This is a genomic window from Pacificispira spongiicola (genome assembly GCF_012926505.1).
GTDB lineage: Bacteria > Pseudomonadota > Alphaproteobacteria > UBA8366 > Aestuariispiraceae > Pacificispira > Pacificispira spongiicola.
On record NZ_JABBNT010000002.1, the window covers coordinates 540530 to 556823 of the forward strand.

The window sequence follows — 16294 nt, forward strand, 5'->3', positions numbered from 1 at the left end:
CGCAGCATCAATTTTTTCTGCCGCCGGTTATTTGTTTTCACTTGTTTCCGCGATACGATACCGGCCCGATCACGAATTCGCGATTGGTCCTATGGCTCCATTCCCGGATAGCATTCGGATGTGGCATCCGGACCACACGAAATTGGCTTTCGAAAGGAAGAGCTACATGAAGAAGCGTAACATCAATGGCCTGATCGGCTTGGCACTCTGTACCGGCGTATCCTTGGCGGCGGCAGCCCCGGTCGCGCTCGCCGACGACATGATGGCGTCCGCCGACACCGCTTACGAAACCCGTGAAGGCGTGATGAAGGCGATCGGCGGCCATATGAAGGCGCTGGGTGCCGTGGCGAAGGGCGAGGCGGCGATGGATGCCGGCACCCCGATCCATGCCCAGGCGATCATGGAACTGTCTCACACGGTGAAGTTCCTGTTCCCGGAAGACTCGATCACGGAAAAGAGCCGCGCCAAGCCGGAGATCTGGCTGGATTGGGACGGCTTCATGAAGGCCTCCATGGATTTCGAAACCGCCTCCGCGGCCCTGGTTGAAGCGGCGGCGGGCAGCGACCCGGCGGCGCTGGGCGCGGCGCTGGGCGATGTGGGCAAGACCTGCGGCGGCTGTCATAAGCCGTTCCGTGGCCCCGAGAAGTAAGGCCATGCCCTTTCCCACGCGCTTTCCCGCCTGGATAATGTCTGCCGGTATGGTCGGGTTTTGTCTGTCGGCGACCGTTTCCGCGCAGGAAAGCGCCGTGGACAAAGGGGCCTATCTGGTGCGCGCCGCAGGGTGCCTTGCCTGTCACACGGACGAGGCGAATGGCGGCGATGCCTATGCCGGGGGGCGTGCGCTGAACACGCCCTTCGGCACCTTCTATTCCCCGAATATCACGCCGGATGCCGAAACCGGTATCGGCGCATGGAGCGACGACGATTTCGTCAATGCCCTGCGGCACGGGGAATCGCCGACCGGCGACAACCTATTCCCCGTCTTTCCCTATACCAGCTATAGCGGGATGCGGCGGGACGACATGCTGGCCATCAAGGCGTATTTGATGTCCCTGCCCCCGGTATCGAAGGCCAATAAGGACCACGAGGCCGGTTTCCCCTTCGGCTTCCGCCCCTTCCTGACGGTTTGGAAATGGCTGAACTTCGATCCCGTCGAAATAACCGACGATCCGAACCGGGACGCGACGTGGAATCGCGGTCGCTATCTCGTCGAAGCCCTCGCCCATTGCGGCGAATGCCATACGCCGCGCAACGCCATGGGCGGGCTGGACAATAGCCGTTTCCTGGCAGGTACGGCAGACGGGCCCGACGGCGAGAAAGTCCCGAACATCACGCCGCATGAAACCGGCATCGGCGACTGGAGCGAGGGCGACATCGTCACCTTGTTGCGCGATGGGATGAAGCCGAATTTCGACGATGTTCAGGGCAGCATGGCCGAAGCAGTGCGCGACGGTCTGTCCCATCTTACGGATGAGGATTTGGAGGCAATCGCGACCTATCTGAAAGCCATTCCGCCGATCGACAACAAGCCGTGATCCTGCCGACTAGGCCCGGCGCTTCTTGCGGCGGTCCTTGACGCGATAGATCGGTTGCGGCGCGTCGAAGCCTTTCAGATCGAACTTGCCGATTTCCTCAAATTCGAAATTCGTGGTCTTGCAGATGTCTCGGACGGCGCTGCTGACCGCCGTTTCGTGCGCCTTTGCCTTGGCCAGGACGCGGGCAGCGAGGTTGACCGGTGTCCCGAACAGATCGCCGCTTTCATGGATCGGTTCGCCGCAGCTGATGCCGACGCATATCTCGAAAGCGAGATCCGGCATCATGCCGCTGAACTTCGCGATCCCTTCATGCATCAGCAAGGCGGCGGCAACGGAGGCTTCGACCTCCGGGAAGGATGCCATGATGCCGTCGCCGGTATGCTTGATCTCACGTCCGCCTTGCCGACCGATCGCTTCCCGGACGATGTCATTGTGCGCGCGAACGACGTTCATCAACCACGCATCGCCGTGTTTCTGCTGCTTGGCAGTCGACCCAACGATATCCGTGAACAGGACCGACACGAAGGCATGGGATTCCTCGTCCCCCGTCGTATCGTAATGTTTCGGGTCGGTTTGCTTGTCCGGGTCCTGGCCCGGCGGGGCCTTTGGCGTTTTCCAGAATTTGAACGCCTTTTTCAGGCCGCTGCCCGCTTGCGCATCCTGAAGGCGCGCAATCGCCGCGCCGCGACCGGACGAATACATGTCGAAATACCGGGGATCGAGGAGGTATTCGTCGATATTCGCCGCGAAGCCCAAGGCCATGGAGGCGGAAACACCCAGTTTTTGAATCTGCTCCGCCAAAGAGTTTGTGACGTCGCGGGCCGCCACCTTGAACTTGCGAGCGAAGGTTTCCGCCGCCCCCGCCAGGAACAGAATGATGCCGAAGCGCAGAAACTGGTCGTCGTGGATCGAGTTCTTGGAAATCGCGATCGCTTCCTCCACCAATTCGGCAAGAGCGGCGTTCAGCGGCACGGTCCCCAGCAATTCCTCCTCCGCTGCTTCCTGCTTCTCCCCTTGGTGGTCCGTCGGCGTTTCTTCTTCGGATGGCTCGTCCTGATCCTTAAGGTTTTCGACAGACTCCGCGTCGATGGTGAGGTCTCCGGTGTCGTCGCCCTTGTCGTCGTCTTCTTCATCCAGTTCCAGATCGAAGGACAGCGCCTCTTCCTTTTCCTTCATTCCTTGCAGGTGTTCTTCCAGCGCTTGGGCGACCGACCGTTCGGACATTTCCGCAGGCGATACTGCCGGGGCCGCGGTCGTTGCCGCAGCCGGACGCGGCATTGCAGGGGAAGAATTCGTCGACGGTTGCGATCTCTTCGATGCAGGCGCCTTGTTTTGCACCTTGGCCAGAATGCGCTTCATCATCGGCACGAAGGTGGCACCCCACCCGGCCAGCCACGCCCCGATCAGGACGATCCGGTTGAGTTTGATACCCAGGGCAACGCCCGTGGTCGACAGAAACTTCAACCCGTAAAACGCGGCGATGCCGACAACCGTCCCGACAAGACAGGCGATCAGGAAGGCCAGCAGCAATTTGGGAATCGCATCCGCCCAATCGGACCCGGCTTCTACTTCCGGCATGGCAGCGAGCGGCGGTTCCTTCGGTTCCGGACGTCGGGCTTGCGCCGCCTTTTGTTCCGCTTCCCGGATGGCTGCTTGCCGTTTCGCCTCCGCCTGCGCATTCGCGGCCGCCGATCCCGGCGGGGCCTTCGCCGCCGGTCGGTTATTGGCGCTGGCGGCAGGCTTCGCCGAACCGTTATTCCCCGCCGTGATAACATCGACGGGCGGCTTCGCCTTCAAATTCGGGCTATGATAGATGACGGACTCGGATGCGGTGCCGGTGGAATCGTCCCAATTTTCACGGACAACGCAGGTGGCGTTGAAGTGACCCTGTTTGTCGAGCCGCTTCGCTTCGTCTATTGCGTTGTCACGCTCTCTATAGTTGTATCTATGATGAATCTGCCATCTACCATACTGTAGATAGTAGACTTCATAGGATACAGAACCTCCACCGGCCATGCTTGCGCCCCAACTGCCTCCCGTCTCCCCAAAGCGGCGATACGCCCGTTCGGCGGTTACAACCTAGCCGAAACACCCCTAACTTATTCTTAACGGGCACCGCTCCGCTGCCTTCTATACCTGAATCGAAGGCGGTTTGGGGAACGAAAGACGGGACACGGGAAGGATTTAGGCCTGTTTTTCCCTATTCATGTAGTGATAGTCGGTATTCGGACGCATTTCGACGGCATGGGCCATGCGGTTCGTGTAGTTGAAGAAGCTGGCGGTTTCGGAGATATCCCAGACGGCCTCATCGGAAAATCCGGCGACTTTCAGGGCGTCTCGATCCTGCGGGCCGATGTTTTCCGGTTCGCCGGTCAGCTTCCAGGCATAGTCCAGCATCGCGCGATGCCGCGGCGACAGATCGGCCATTCGGTAGTTCAAGGCGATCGCATCGCCCAATTCCGGATCGCCGGAAAGCTGACGCACCGCCTGACCATGCGCGACAAGGCAGTAGTAGCAGCGGTTTCGGCTGGACACGGTGACCGCGATCATTTCGCGTTCCAACTTGGTCAACGGCCCGTCGGTCAACATGATTTCGTTATAGCTGTCGATGAAGCGCCGCAGGCGATCGGGCCGAAAGCTATAGGCTTTCAAAACATTCGGCAGCAGCCCCAGCTTTTCCCGGCAGATTTTGAAGTATTTCTGCAGGTCCGGGTCCAGCGTGCTTTCGTCCGGCACGGGCAAGGCGTGAACGGGATCATGTGACGGCATTGGAGGCCTCCCTTCATATCGTGTTTTACGAAGGTCTACCCGCTTCCGCCCCTATGGCCCAGAGGAAACTGACGCGGCGCGCCGCTTAGCCGCACTGCGCGCGATGGCGCAGCAGGTGGTCCAGGATGACGCAGGCGACCATGGCCTCCCCGACAGGAACGGCCCGGATGCCGACGCAGGGATCGTGACGGCCCTTGGTCAGAATTTCTGTTTCCCGCCCGTCCGTCGTGACGGTTTCGCGCGGCGTCAGGATGGAACTGGTCGGCTTCACGGCAAAGCGCGCGACGACCGGCTGGCCCGTGGAAATGCCGCCCAGAATGCCGCCTGCCTTATTCGACCGGAACAGCGGCTTGCCGTCGTTGCCCATGCGGATTTCGTCGGCGTTTTCCTCTCCGGTCAGGGCGGCAGCGTCAAAGCCCGCGCCGATTTCGACACCCTTCACCGCGTTGATGGACATCAGCGCGGCGGCAAGGTCGCTGTCCAGCTTGCCATAGATCGGTGCGCCCAAACCGACCGGGACGTTTTCCGCCACGACCTCGATCACCGCGCCGCAGGACGACCCGGCCTTGCGCACGCCGTCCAGATAGGCCGCCCATTCCTCCGCCGCGACCGCGTCGGGACAGAAGAACGGGTTTTCGTCGACCGTGTTCCAGTTCCAGCGGTCGCGATCGATCTTGTGCGGGCCCATCTGGACCAGCGCGCCGCGGATCGACACCCCACCGTCAACCAGATGGTCCAGCGCCTTGCGCGCGACCCCCCCGGCGGCGACCCGCATCGCGGTTTCGCGCGCCGACGACCGCCCGCCCCCGCGATAGTCGCGGATGCCGTATTTTTCCCAATAGGTGAAATCGGCATGGCCCGGACGGAACTTCCCCGCGATATCGGAATAGTCCTTGGACCGTTGATCGGTGTTTTCGATCATCAGCCCGATGGGCGTGCCCGTGGTTTGCCCCTCGAACACTCCGGACAGGATTTTCACCGCATCCGGTTCCTGGCGTTGCGTCGTATAACGCGACTGACCGGGCCTGCGTTTGTCCAGGAAGGGCTGAATATCCGTTTCCGTCAATGGCACCAGCGGCGGGCAACCGTCGACGACGCAGCCGATGGCGGGACCATGGCTTTCCCCAAAGGTCGTAACCCGGAAAAGCTTTCCGAAACTGTTATGGGACATGGAAACCGCCTTTTCAGCCGACCGGCCCTATCCGGGCCGTTTCGGATCACTCGCCCTTTTTGGTCAGGCCCGTCAGAAGCTCGCTGACCGCATCCGCCTGATCAACCGCGACCATGCCGACGGTATGATAGCCGCTGTCCACATGGTGGACCTCGCCGGTCACGCCGCTGGACAGATCGGACAGGAAATACAGGCCCGCGCCGCCGACCTCGTCGATCGTCACATTCCGGCGCAACGGGGAGTTCAGCTCGTTCCATTTCAGGATATAGCGGAAATCGCCGATACCGCTGGCGGCCAGCGTCTTGATCGGACCGGCGGAAATCGCGTTCACACGAATACCGGACGGGCCCATATCCGCCGCAAGATAGCGCACGGAGGCTTCCAACGCCGCCTTCGCCACGCCCATGACGTTGTAATGCGGCATGACGCGTTCCGCGCCGTAATAGGTCAGCGTGATGATGGAACCGCCGTCCTTCATCAACGGGGCGGCACGCTGCGCCAGCGCCGTCAGCGAATAGCAGGAAATATCCATCGTGCGCAGGAAATTGCTGCGCGTCGTCTGAAGGTATTGGCCCTTCAATTCGTCCTTATCGGAAAAGGCAATGGCGTGAACCATGAAGTCCAGCGATCCCCACGCGCCGTTCAACGTCTCGAAGACCGAATCCATACTGGCCTCGTCCGTCACGTCGCACGGCAGGACAAATTTGCTGCCGACGCTTTCCGCCAGGGGACGGACGCGGCGTTCCAACGCTTCCCCCTGATAGGTGAAGGCAAGCTCCGCCCCTGCATCCGACGCGGCCTTGGCAATGCCCCAAGCAATCGACTTATCGTTAGCGACACCAAGAATGATGCCTTTTTTTCCCGCCATAAGCGGTTTTGGCTGAGACATGCCCCCGATACTCCAAATGAGACTGCGAAAAGTGGCGCATCCTACCGGGCGTCGCCCCATCCGTCAAAGCCAAGGCGGCGCCGGGGCGGCGATTGACATGCAATGGGAATTACGACCTCGCCGGGATGGCCTCCCCCGGTGAAAAGCGTCTATACTGCCCCTGAATCAAACAGGAAAACGGTATGAACGACACGACCGCCACGCCCGTCACAAGAATGCGCCCGCCTCCCCGTCCGGTAGCAAACCTGTTCGGATTCTGCGGCTATGCGATCAACCGATTCCTTCATGACGACGGCCAGCAACGCGCGGCGGCCCTGACCTTTACCTCGCTGCTGGCCATGGTCCCGCTATTGGCGGTCAGCTTCGCGATCTTCGCCGCCTTTCCCGCCTATGAATCCCTGAAAGGCCGGGTCCAGAGCTTCCTGTTCGAACAATTCGTCCCCTCCGTCGGCGCGGAAGTGCAAGGCTATCTGGAACAATTCACCGCCCAGACAGGACAATTGACGGCGGTCGGCATCGTCTTCCTGGCGGTCAGTGCGGTCATGCTGTTGATGACAATATCGTCGACCTTCAACCGCATCTGGAAAGTAAAGCAGACGCGCGGCGTGATTTCCCGCCTTCTGGTATTCTGGGCCGTACTGACGCTGACGCCGATGCTGTTCGGCGCGTCCATTTCTCTGTCCAGCTATCTGTTCGCGGCGGCGCGGGCGTCCGGGGTGGAAAGCGTGACCGGCAACCTCACCCGGTTTGCCTTTGTCATCCCGTTCCTGCTGCAAACGGCGGGTTTGATGGTCCTCTATCTCGTCATGCCGAATTTCCCGGTCCGCCGACGGGACGCGATGATCGGCGGCCTTGTCGCCGGGATCATGCTGGATCTGCTGAAGCGCGGCTTCGGGCTGTATGTCACCAACTTCCCGACCTATGAAACCATCTATGGCGCCATGGCGACCGTGCCGATCTTCCTGATGTGGGTCTATTTCAGTTGGATGGTGGTTATTTTCGGGGCGGAGGTCACGGCGGCCCTGCCGGAATGGCGGCACGGATCCCGAAACCCCAGGCAGGAGGGCATGACGCCCTTACGCAAACTCAGCGCCGCCTTGGCTGTCCTGAATGCCCTGCACCGCGCATCGCTTCAGGGCGAGACCTTGTCGGAACGCCGGTTGACACAAACGACGCGGGTCGGACCGCAGGAACAGGGATGGGCGGCGGAACGGCTGCGCAAGAAGCAATACATCACCCGGACCGACAAGAACGGATGGGTCTTGAGCCGCGACCTGTCGCAGGTGGACTTGGCGACGCTTTACACCGATCTCGGTCTCGATCTCGGCGGGCGTCTACCGGAAAGATTGCGCGACGCGGCATGGCTGCGCCGCTTTGCCGAGTTGAAGACGGGGCTGTCGGCGTCGCAGCAGGAAATCTTTGCGACCGATCTGAAATCGCTGCTCGCCCCCGCGGATCCGTCGTCGGAACCGTTGCCCGACGAGGATCACGAGGAAGATGAGGACGGCAAGCCGGGCTTCAAGCTCTATGCCCGTGTCTTGGGCCTTGTCGGGCTGGGGACCCTGGCCCAGGGCAGTTAGGGCCCAAAGCAACGCGGCTTAAAGGTCGTCCAATCCGGCACGCTTGCGCACGTCGTAGTCATAGTCCTTCGACCATTCGGTAACGAAGTCGACCAGTGCCTGATCCGGCTTGTCCGGCAGAACGACGGACAGTTTCACGAACTGATCACCCGCGACGCCGGGACGGGCCTGAATGCCCTTGCCGCGCAGCCGCAACGTCTTACCGGAATTCGACCCCGCCGGGATCGACAGGGCGACATTGCCGTGGATTGTCGGCACCGTGATTTTCGCGCCCAGCACCGCTTCGGCCAGCGTGACCGGCACATCGACGAAGATGTCGTTGCCGTCGCGTTCGAAGAAACGATGGGAATCGACCTGCACCTCGATAAAGGCGTCACCGGCCTCGCCGCCACCCATGCCGGGCATGCCCTGACCTTTCAGGCGCAGGGTCTGGCCATCCGCCGTCCCTGGTGGAATACGGACATCCAGGCTTTTCCCGTCGTATAGATTGACCCGGCGCGTGATCCCCCGCGCGGCCTCCAGAAAGGAGACACGCAAGGAATAGTTCACGTCCTTGCCCTTCATCCGCATGGTGCGGGCGCGGCTACGGTTACGGCCGAAAAGATCGGCGAAGATATCTTCCGCCGCATCGCCGCCGAAGCCCCCGAACCCGCCGCCGCCGGCACGACCGCCGAAGCCGCCGCCGCCGAAAGGCGCGCGTTGGGACCCATCGGCATTGATTTCCCCGGCATCGAATTTCGCGCGCTTCTCCTTGTCGCCCAGGATCGAATAGGCGTGCGAAATCTCCTTGAACCGTTGTTCGACGATGGGATCGTCCGGGTTCAGGTCGGGGTGAAATTCCTTCGCCAGACGGCGATAGGCTTGCTTGATATCGTCGGCGCTGGCGTTGCGTTTAACGCCCAGCACCTCATACGGATCCTTCATATCTGTTCCGACTGCCATTATCGTCACTCACTCGTCAGTCCATACCCACACGGGCAGACAAAAAACCGCAAGCAAAATCCGTTCCGCAAGAAGCGGACGGACCGAAACCGTCACCTTTCGACCGGTCGGTTTCGGGTCACCCCCGGAATTGTGAGTTCGGAAACCGTCCGGCGGTAGCCTAGCTGACGATTTTCCAACTGCCGTCCGGCTGGCGACAGGCCGTCCCGTAGGCCTGCTCCTCCTTGCCGCCGATATCCACCGTCTGGGTGAATTCCCGGCAATATTGGCCCGAGTCGGTCTGATAGGTCTCGTGCGGGGTCACCGTGCCGGAATGGCCGGTATTCGGGTTGACCCAGGACGAGGTCGCCTTGTCCGGCTGGTTTTCCAGTGCGGTTTGTGTCGTCTGCGACATTTTCATCTTATCGACCTCGTCCAGCGACCGGCCGATGGACGACCCGGCCAGCGCGCCTAATACCGCGCCCAGACCGACGGCGATCAACTGCCCCTGCCCCTTGCCGACCTGCGCGCCCAGCACGCCGCCCAACACGGCACCGCTAGCGCCGCCGATCGTTTCCTTCGTTCCGGCCCCTTCGCACGCGGTCAACGCCAAGCCCGCGACCAGCGTCAGGGCGATTGTCTTCGCCGCCACGCGGCGCGGCTTTTGGGTTTCGGCAACGGTCATTTCAATTCCCTTTCCTACCAGGCTGAATGCCCCAAACCATCCGTTCGGCATACAGGTTTCCCATAAAGACGGATGACGCGTCGTTTTCCGTCGCATGTTTTTTCGCACGCCGATTGAGACGCGACCTCTAGATGCCTATAACAGAGTTCAGTCTCACGAACATATGGCGTTTTCATGGCCGATTTAAAAGATACCGATCCGCTGACCCTGTTCGCCGAATGGATGGCCGACGCGGAAAAATCCGAACCGAACGACCCGAACGGCATGGCACTCGCCACCGCCGACGCGCAAGGGCGTCCGTCCCTGCGCATGGTGCTGTTGAAAGGCTATGACGCCGACGGCTTCGTGTTCTACACCAACCTGGGAAGCCGCAAAGGCACCCAATTGGCGGAAAACGCGAATGCGGCCCTGCTGTTCCATTGGAAAAGCTTGCGCCGGCAGATTCGGATCGAAGGGCCGGTTACCCCGGTCACCGACCAGGAGGCCGATGAATATTTCGCCAGCCGCGCCCGGCAGAGCCAGATCGGCGCTTGGGCCAGCGAACAATCGCGCCCCTGCGAAGGCCGCTTCGAATTGGAAAAGCGCGTGGCGACCTATGCCGCGAAATTCAATATCGGCAAGGTGCCGCGCCCGCCGCATTGGTCCGGTTTTCGGGTCAGCCCGCGCTATTTCGAATTCTGGAAGGACGGGGCCTTCCGCCTGCACGACCGGCATGTTTTCAGCCGCGATGCGGACGATCAGGACTGGGCGGTCCAGCGCCTGTTCCCCTGATCGAAGGCCCGGCGGGAGCGGTCACGAAACGATGTCGGACACGAAAATCCAGCTAGACCCGGTCAAGGAACTGCAACGGGCGCGTTCCAAGGAAAACCGGCTTGTCCGATCCGCGACCTATGCCTCCGCGACGACCGCGTCCATCCTGATCGCCGCGAAGCTGGCGGCCTGGGTCATGACGGATTCGGTGGCCATCTTATCCAGCCTGATCGACTCCCTGCTCGATCTCGGCGCGTCCCTGGTGACCTTCTTCGCGGTGCGTCAGTCCCTGACACCCGCCGATTCCGATCATCGCTTCGGCCATGGCAAGGCGGAACCTCTGGCCGCCCTGGTGCAGGCGGGGTTCATCGCCGCATCGGCAGTGTTGCTGATCATTCAGGCGGTAGACCGATTGATCGTGCCCGAACCGATCCATGCCACGACCGTCGGCGTCGGGGTGATGGTGCTGTCCATCGTCGCGACATTGGCCCTGGTCGCCTATCAGCGGTTCGTTATCGCCCGCGCCAGTTCCATCGCGGTAGAGGCGGATTCCGCGCATTACGCCGCGGACCTGCTGGCCAATATCGCGGTGATCGCGGCCCTGCTGGCGACAACCTTTCTGGATATCCCGCAGATCGATCCGATTTTCGGCATCTGCATCGCGCTTTATATCGCGCATGGGGCCTGGGGTATCGCGACGGACGCCTTCGACATGCTGATGGACAAGGAACTGCCGGACGAAGACCGGGAAAAGATCAAGGAGATCGCCCTGTCCTACAGCGACGTTCAGGGCGTTCATGACCTGCGCACCCGCCGATCCGGCCCGGATATGTTCATCCAGATGCATCTGGATTTCAACGGCGGCCTGACCCTGAACCGGGTTCATTCAGTAGCCGACGCGGTCGAAAAGGAAATCATGGAAGCCTTCAAGGGGGCGGAAGTCATCGTCCACGAGGATCCGGTAACCCCGCTTGTCGCGCATGAGGCCCCGGCCGAATTCGAGGAACAGAAACATGACTGAAACGCCGTCCCCTTCCCCCAGTCGGAAAACCGTCGTCCTGACCGGGGCCAGCCGGGGTATCGGACATTCGACCGTACAGCGTTTTTCCGACGAAGGCTGGCGCATCATCACCTGTTCGCGCGAAGGCATCCCCGACCATTGCCGGGCGGACCCGAATTGGACCCACCACATCCCCACGGATTTGAGCGACAAGGACGATGTCGCCGCCTTCATCGCAAAGGCATTGGAAATCTTGGGGAACGAACCGGTCCATGCCCTGGTCAACAATGCCGCCGTATCGCCGAAGACCAGTTTCAAGGAACGCCTGGGCTGCCTGAATGGCGATCTGGACCGCTGGCGCGAAGTGTTCGAACTGAACTTCTTCACGCCGCTGACCCTGTGCCGGGGATTCGCGTCGGCCCTGGGCCGCGCATCGCGGCGGGACGGCGGCGCGGCGATCGTCAATATCACCTCCATCGCCGGGCATGCGATCCATCCTTTCGCCGGGTCGGCCTATTCCACGTCCAAGGCGGGCCTGTCGGCGCTGACCCGCGAATTGGCGGTCGAATTCGCCCAATTGGGCGTGCGGGTCAACGCGGTCGCCCCGGGTGAGATCGAAACGGAAATGATCGGGGAGGAATACGAGCCCCTGATCGCGCGCATTCCGCTTCAACGGATGGGAACCGCGTCGGAAGTCGCGTCCTGCGTCTTTCGCCTATGCGAATCCGATTTCAGCTATGTCACCGGGACGGAGATTTTTGTAACGGGCGGACAGCACCTATATTAAGTTTCGCACAATACCCGTAACGACTTGGGAGGATGAACAAGATGAGCAGTTGGACCGAAACGTTCCGTGGCGCGGTGATGGCGTCGGAATACGATCCCGAATCGTCGATGAACTCCCGCCTTTATATCGAACGTTTCGATCAGGCGACGTGGTTCCTGTTGCATTCGATCGGCGTGTCGCCGCGCACGATCAAACAGGCGGGCCGCCGGATCGCCGTCGTGCGCCAGAATTTCCAATATGTACGCGAATTGCGCGGGGGCGAGTTGGTGCGCATCGAAAGCGGCTTCATCGCCGTCGGCCGCAAGCACCTGCGTTTCCTGCACCGCATGTTCGATGTCGAATCCGGCGCGCTGATCGCGACATCGGACGTCACAGCAGTTCAGGCCAGCCTGGATAGCGGAAAGACGGAGACATTACCGGACAGCCAGGTCGAAAAGGCACGCGGCCTGACGATCACCGAGGACGAAATCGAATAACATCACCGCCTTAGACGGATTTGGGGGAGTATCAGCATGTTGCGTTTCGGTTTTCTGGCCGGTGCCTGCTTATTGTCCATGATCTCGGCGGGACCGATGGTGCACGAGGCGCAGGCGGATACGAACTCCCTGTTCGGCGCGGCGAAATCCCTGCTGAACAAGGCGACCGGGTCGGAGTCCGGAACTGGAACGACGGCGCTTGCCGGATCGGAGGTTGCCGACGGCCTGCGCGAGGCCCTGCGCATCGGCAGTGAATTGGTTGCCGATCAACTGGGGGCGGTGGACGGTTTCAACGGCGACAGTGCCGTTCATATTCCCCTGCCCGATTCCCTGAAAACGGCGCAATCCATGCTGGCCAAGGTCGGCATGGGGAGCCTGGGGGAGGAAGTTGAGCTGAAAATGAACCGCGCCGCGGAAAGCGCCATGGAAGACAGCGGCGATATCCTGGTCAACGCCATCCAGGCAATGACGATCGAGGACGCGAAATCGGTATTGGACGGCCCCGATGACGCGGCGACGCGATATCTGATGAAGGTTTCCGGCGACGATATCCGAAACAAGATTCGTCCGGTCGTGGATCAAGCCCTGACGGAAGTCGGCGCAGTCGCGGCATTGGACAAAATGATGGCGCAGTACAAATCCCTGCCCTTCGTCCCCGACGTCAAAAGCGACCTGACGGAACACGCGACGGAAAAGGCATATGACGGCCTGTTCCATTATATCGCGCAGGAAGAAGCGGCGATCCGGGAGAACCCGGCCAAGCGCACCACGGAACTGCTGCAGAAGGTCTTCGCCCGATAGGGCGGCGGGGTTCGGGGCATGGCCGCGCATAAGACCCGGCTGAAGCAGGCGATCCCCATCCTCGCCGGTTTGGCGGTGATCCTGATCCTGGCCCCCATATACAGCGCGGACCTGCCCGCCGTATCGCGCCTGAGAAACATCGTCTTTGACACGTATCAGCAATTCGATCCGCGCCCGCCCTATCCGGACAGTGTCGTCACCATCCTGGATATCGACGAGGCCAGCCTAAAGAATATCGGACAATGGCCGTGGCCGCGCAGCTATCTGGCCTCCATCGTCGAATACCTGCAACAGGTCGGGGTCGGGGTCGTCGCCTTCGACGTTCTGTTTTCGGAAGCCGACCGAACATCGCCCGCCCGCGTCTTCGGCACCCTGCCCGACACCATGCAGGAACAGCTGGGCGCGATCGATTTCCCGGACAATGACGAAACGCTGGCGGAAACGGTCTCGCGCGGCGGGATCGTCCTGGGGCAAGTTCTGTTACCCCTGCAGGAGTCGCCCGCCCCCGCGCCGCCACCGGAGAAATTCGGGATCGTCAGCAGCGAACCCCACGCGGCCCAGTATCTTTACGCCTATCCGTCCATTCTGCGCGCCCTGCCCGTCCTGGAAGACGCCGCGGCCGGGTTGGGACTCGTCAATATCGTGCCCGACAATGACGGTGTGATCCGCACCGTCCCGCTGTTCCTGCGCTACAAACCGCGGACAGAGACGAACGCCACGACACCTGACGACGTCTTGGGCGCAGATTGGGGCAGTGTCCAGGCGTCGTTGAGCATGGAGACCTTGTCGGTCTATCTGCAGCGCTTGACGCAGATGCTGAAACCCGACAATGCCCCGGCGAAACGCACATACCGTTTCAAGACCGTCGGCGGCAGCGGCGAACAGAGTATCGGCGGCGCGGAAACCGGTATTGTCTATATCGATACCGGGGGGTTACCGGACCTACGCTTCAAGATCGAAACGGATGCCAATGCCGGGCTTCGCATTCACTATGCGCGCAAAGAAACGCAACCGGTCATTTCCATGTGGGATTTGGTCCAGGGCAAGGTGGACCCGAACGAATTGGCGGGGCGCATCGTCCTTGTCGGTACCTCCGCCGCCGGGCTGCACGACCTGCGCTTCAATACGTTGGGCGAGGAAATTCCCGGCGTATTCGTCCACGCACAAATCATCGATCAGGTGATGAGCGGCCATTTCCTGACCCGACCGGATTACGCGCAGGGGCTGGAAATCGTCGCGATGCTGGTCCTGTCCGTCGCCCTGATCGTCGTCATTTATCTGTTCGGGGCGCTCGTTTCCGGTTTGCTCGGTCTCACCATCGTGGCGGCGGGTCTCGCCGGTTCGGCCTATGCCTTCCACGAACACCATATGCTGCTTGACCCGGTGCTACCGTCCATAACGGCACTGGGCGTTTTCATGGCCTGTTCGCTGGCCAAATATTGGCAGACGGAACGCGACCAACGCTGGGTGCGCAACGCCTTTAAGACCTTCGTCTCGCCGAATCTCGTCGAAAGCCTCGCCCTGCATCCCGAAGCCTTGAAGCTGGGCGGGACCCGAAAGGAAGTGACTTTTATCTTCACCGATCTGGCGGGGTTCACGACCTTCGTCGAACAGTCGGACCCGGAGGTATCCGTCCCTCTGCTGAACGAATATATCGACAACATGGTTCGGATCGGGCTGAAACATGGCGGTTATCTGGACAAGATCATCGGCGACGCCACCGTTTTTCACTTCAATTCCTTCCTGCCGCCGCTGGACCAGCCGGACCACGCACAACGCGCCTATGCCTGCGCCGTGGAAATGGATGCCTGGGCCACCGCTTATTCCGACGAAAAGCGCGCACAAGGGATTCCGTTGAACAACACGCGGATCGGTGTGAATACCGGCATTGTGACCATCGGTAACTTCGGCGGGGCCGTGATGGACTACACGGCGCTGGGTGACGCGATCAACACGGCGGCCCGCCTGGAAAGCGGCGGGAAGTTCCTGGGCGTGAATGTCAGCGTCTCCGGCGAAACCAAATCCCGCGTCGATGGCTTCATCGGCCGCCCCTGTGGCATTCTCGTCCTGAAGGGACAAAGCGTCGACACGCCGGTCTACGAACCCATGTCGGAAGACCGCTTGAACAGCGCGCCGATCCAAAAGTATCTGGAAGCCTACGCCCTGATGGAAGCCGAAGACCCGCGCGCGGCAGACGTCATGGCGGAGGTTTTGGACCTCACCCCGGACGACGGGCTGGCGAAACTACACCTCGATCGGCTGCGCAACGGAGAAACCGGCATTCGCATTGTGATGACAAGCAAATAGGCGTCGACGGGCGACCTCGGAAACACCCTTTAGGCTGGACGGTCCCTTATTTTTCCGAAAGCCGTCCGCGCATCGCCAATATCTGATCGCACATATTCAGGTTCAGATTGACGATTTTTTCCAGCAGTTCCGGATCCTTGGCATCGCGGTCGGCAAGCGCGACCGTGACCTTTGTCATGAACTGACTGATCCGCGACAGCAATTCGCGGGTTTCCGGGGTGACATCCTCCCCGAAATGATGCGGCAGGAAATGGGAAATGAACCGCCACAGGAACAGGTTCGTTTCGAAAATCGCCTGCCAGGTTTCCCCATCCGCCTTGTTGAGGCGCGCGGCCTCGATCTTTTCGGCCAGGTCCAGGAAAGGCAGGGCCATATCGTCGATCAGTTCGTCGCGGGACCCCGCATTCGCCAAATCAACGCTGATTTTTATTCTATCCGTCGTCGATGAATTCGACATTTGCATCAATCCCCCGCTTCACCGACCAGCCCCGGATTCCGCGTCCGTGCGTGGCCATACCGCCGTGTCGGACAGGCAAATACGCTTTCTTTCCGACCATTCCCGGAAGTCTCGCACAACCCGGCGCCCCAAGTCCACGCAATTGAAATCACGCTATCCCAGATGA

General features: G+C 61.0%; 16 protein-coding genes. 9 read left to right on the forward strand and 7 right to left on the reverse strand.

What is annotated here, in order from left to right:
* Positions 1–166 precede the first annotated feature (166 nt).
* Positions 167–649, forward strand: a complete 483-nt coding sequence (locus HH303_RS07825; RefSeq protein ID WP_169624672.1) for a c-type cytochrome — start codon at positions 167–169, stop codon at positions 647–649.
* Between the two features lie 49 nt (positions 650–698).
* Complete coding sequence (locus HH303_RS07830; protein WP_169624673.1) at positions 699–1535, forward strand: c-type cytochrome; 837 nt, start codon at positions 699–701, stop codon at positions 1533–1535.
* A gap of 9 nt (positions 1536–1544) precedes the next feature.
* Here HH303_RS07830 and HH303_RS07835 read toward each other — a convergent pair whose 3' ends face one another.
* The 4 genes from HH303_RS07835 to fabI all read right to left on the reverse strand — a co-directional run bounded on the left by HH303_RS07835 (position 1545) and on the right by fabI (position 6364).
* Complete coding sequence (locus HH303_RS07835) at positions 1545–3551, reverse strand: adenylate/guanylate cyclase domain-containing protein (protein ID WP_169624674.1); 2007 nt, start codon at positions 3549–3551, stop codon at positions 1545–1547.
* 168 nt (positions 3552–3719) lie between these two features.
* A complete protein-coding gene (locus HH303_RS07840) occupies positions 3720–4304 on the reverse strand; it encodes a peroxidase-related enzyme (protein ID WP_169624675.1) in 585 nt (194 codons plus the stop codon).
* A gap of 85 nt (positions 4305–4389) precedes the next feature.
* Positions 4390–5475: a chorismate synthase gene (gene aroC, locus HH303_RS07845; RefSeq protein WP_169624676.1), complete on the reverse strand. Its 1086-nt coding sequence runs from the start codon at positions 5473–5475 to the stop codon at positions 4390–4392.
* Between the two features lie 46 nt (positions 5476–5521).
* Positions 5522–6364 carry an enoyl-ACP reductase FabI gene (gene fabI, locus HH303_RS07850; protein ID WP_169624677.1) on the reverse strand — a complete coding sequence of 281 codons (843 nt, stop codon included), beginning with the start codon at positions 6362–6364 and terminating at the stop codon, positions 5522–5524.
* Between the two features lie 182 nt (positions 6365–6546).
* On the opposite strand from fabI, the gene HH303_RS07855 reads away from it, so the two are divergent.
* Positions 6547–7944: a YihY family inner membrane protein gene (locus HH303_RS07855; RefSeq protein ID WP_169624678.1), complete on the forward strand. Its 1398-nt coding sequence runs from the start codon at positions 6547–6549 to the stop codon at positions 7942–7944.
* Between the two features lie 18 nt (positions 7945–7962).
* Here HH303_RS07855 and HH303_RS07860 read toward each other — a convergent pair whose 3' ends face one another.
* Entirely contained in the window at positions 7963–8868 is a 906-nt protein-coding gene (locus HH303_RS07860; RefSeq protein WP_169624679.1) for a DnaJ C-terminal domain-containing protein, read from the reverse strand.
* A gap of 178 nt (positions 8869–9046) precedes the next feature.
* Positions 9047–9550, reverse strand: a complete 504-nt coding sequence (locus HH303_RS07865; RefSeq protein WP_169624680.1) for an RT0821/Lpp0805 family surface protein — start codon at positions 9548–9550, stop codon at positions 9047–9049.
* A gap of 174 nt (positions 9551–9724) precedes the next feature.
* On the opposite strand from HH303_RS07865, the gene pdxH reads away from it, so the two are divergent.
* Genes pdxH through HH303_RS07895 form a run of 6 tightly spaced genes read left to right on the forward strand, consistent with a single transcriptional unit; the run spans position 9725 to position 15671 of the window.
* Positions 9725–10321 carry a pyridoxamine 5'-phosphate oxidase gene (gene pdxH, locus HH303_RS07870; RefSeq protein WP_169624681.1) on the forward strand — a complete coding sequence of 199 codons (597 nt, stop codon included), beginning with the start codon at positions 9725–9727 and terminating at the stop codon, positions 10319–10321.
* Positions 10322–10352: 31 nt separating this feature from the next.
* The gene (locus tag HH303_RS07875) at positions 10353–11321 is read left to right on the forward strand and encodes a cation diffusion facilitator family transporter (RefSeq protein ID WP_169624682.1); all 969 of its coding nucleotides are present in this window, start codon (positions 10353–10355) and stop codon (positions 11319–11321) included.
* Positions 11314–12087: an SDR family NAD(P)-dependent oxidoreductase gene (locus HH303_RS07880; protein WP_169624683.1), complete on the forward strand. Its 774-nt coding sequence runs from the start codon at positions 11314–11316 to the stop codon at positions 12085–12087. The genes HH303_RS07875 and HH303_RS07880 overlap by 8 nt, the downstream gene beginning before the upstream one ends.
* A gap of 41 nt (positions 12088–12128) precedes the next feature.
* Complete coding sequence (locus HH303_RS07885; RefSeq protein ID WP_169624684.1) at positions 12129–12563, forward strand: acyl-CoA thioesterase; 435 nt, start codon at positions 12129–12131, stop codon at positions 12561–12563.
* Between the two features lie 36 nt (positions 12564–12599).
* Positions 12600–13364 (forward strand): DUF4197 domain-containing protein, encoded by a 765-nt coding sequence (locus HH303_RS07890; protein ID WP_169624685.1) that lies wholly within the window; start codon positions 12600–12602, stop codon positions 13362–13364.
* 18 nt (positions 13365–13382) lie between these two features.
* Positions 13383–15671 carry a CHASE2 domain-containing protein gene (locus tag HH303_RS07895; RefSeq protein WP_169624686.1) on the forward strand — a complete coding sequence of 763 codons (2289 nt, stop codon included), beginning with the start codon at positions 13383–13385 and terminating at the stop codon, positions 15669–15671.
* 46 nt (positions 15672–15717) lie between these two features.
* Here the strand turns inward: HH303_RS07895 and HH303_RS07900 are convergent, their stop codons facing one another.
* Complete coding sequence (locus HH303_RS07900; protein WP_169624687.1) at positions 15718–16128, reverse strand: hypothetical protein; 411 nt, start codon at positions 16126–16128, stop codon at positions 15718–15720.
* Positions 16129–16294: the final 166 nt, after the last annotated feature.

Coding starts and splice junctions, on each gene's coding strand:
- HH303_RS07825 (WP_169624672.1), top strand. CDS start 167: ATGAAGAAGCGTAACATCAATGGCCTGATCGGCTTGGCACTCTGTACC.
- HH303_RS07830 (WP_169624673.1), top strand. CDS start 699: ATGGTCGGGTTTTGTCTGTCGGCGACCGTTTCCGCGCAGGAAAGCGCC.
- HH303_RS07835 (WP_169624674.1), bottom strand. CDS start 3,551: ATGGCCGGTGGAGGTTCTGTATCCTATGAAGTCTACTATCTACAGTAT.
- HH303_RS07840 (WP_169624675.1), bottom strand. CDS start 4,304: ATGCCGTCACATGATCCCGTTCACGCCTTGCCCGTGCCGGACGAAAGC.
- aroC (WP_169624676.1), bottom strand. CDS start 5,475: ATGTCCCATAACAGTTTCGGAAAGCTTTTCCGGGTTACGACCTTTGGG.
- fabI (WP_169624677.1), bottom strand. CDS start 6,364: ATGTCTCAGCCAAAACCGCTTATGGCGGGAAAAAAAGGCATCATTCTT.
- HH303_RS07855 (WP_169624678.1), top strand. CDS start 6,547: ATGAACGACACGACCGCCACGCCCGTCACAAGAATGCGCCCGCCTCCC.
- HH303_RS07860 (WP_169624679.1), bottom strand. CDS start 8,868: ATGAAGGATCCGTATGAGGTGCTGGGCGTTAAACGCAACGCCAGCGCC.
- HH303_RS07865 (WP_169624680.1), bottom strand. CDS start 9,550: ATGACCGTTGCCGAAACCCAAAAGCCGCGCCGCGTGGCGGCGAAGACA.
- pdxH (WP_169624681.1), top strand. CDS start 9,725: ATGGCCGATTTAAAAGATACCGATCCGCTGACCCTGTTCGCCGAATGG.
- HH303_RS07875 (WP_169624682.1), top strand. CDS start 10,353: ATGTCGGACACGAAAATCCAGCTAGACCCGGTCAAGGAACTGCAACGG.
- HH303_RS07880 (WP_169624683.1), top strand. CDS start 11,314: ATGACTGAAACGCCGTCCCCTTCCCCCAGTCGGAAAACCGTCGTCCTG.
- HH303_RS07885 (WP_169624684.1), top strand. CDS start 12,129: ATGAGCAGTTGGACCGAAACGTTCCGTGGCGCGGTGATGGCGTCGGAA.
- HH303_RS07890 (WP_169624685.1), top strand. CDS start 12,600: ATGTTGCGTTTCGGTTTTCTGGCCGGTGCCTGCTTATTGTCCATGATC.
- HH303_RS07895 (WP_169624686.1), top strand. CDS start 13,383: ATGGCCGCGCATAAGACCCGGCTGAAGCAGGCGATCCCCATCCTCGCC.
- HH303_RS07900 (WP_169624687.1), bottom strand. CDS start 16,128: ATGTCGAATTCATCGACGACGGATAGAATAAAAATCAGCGTTGATTTG.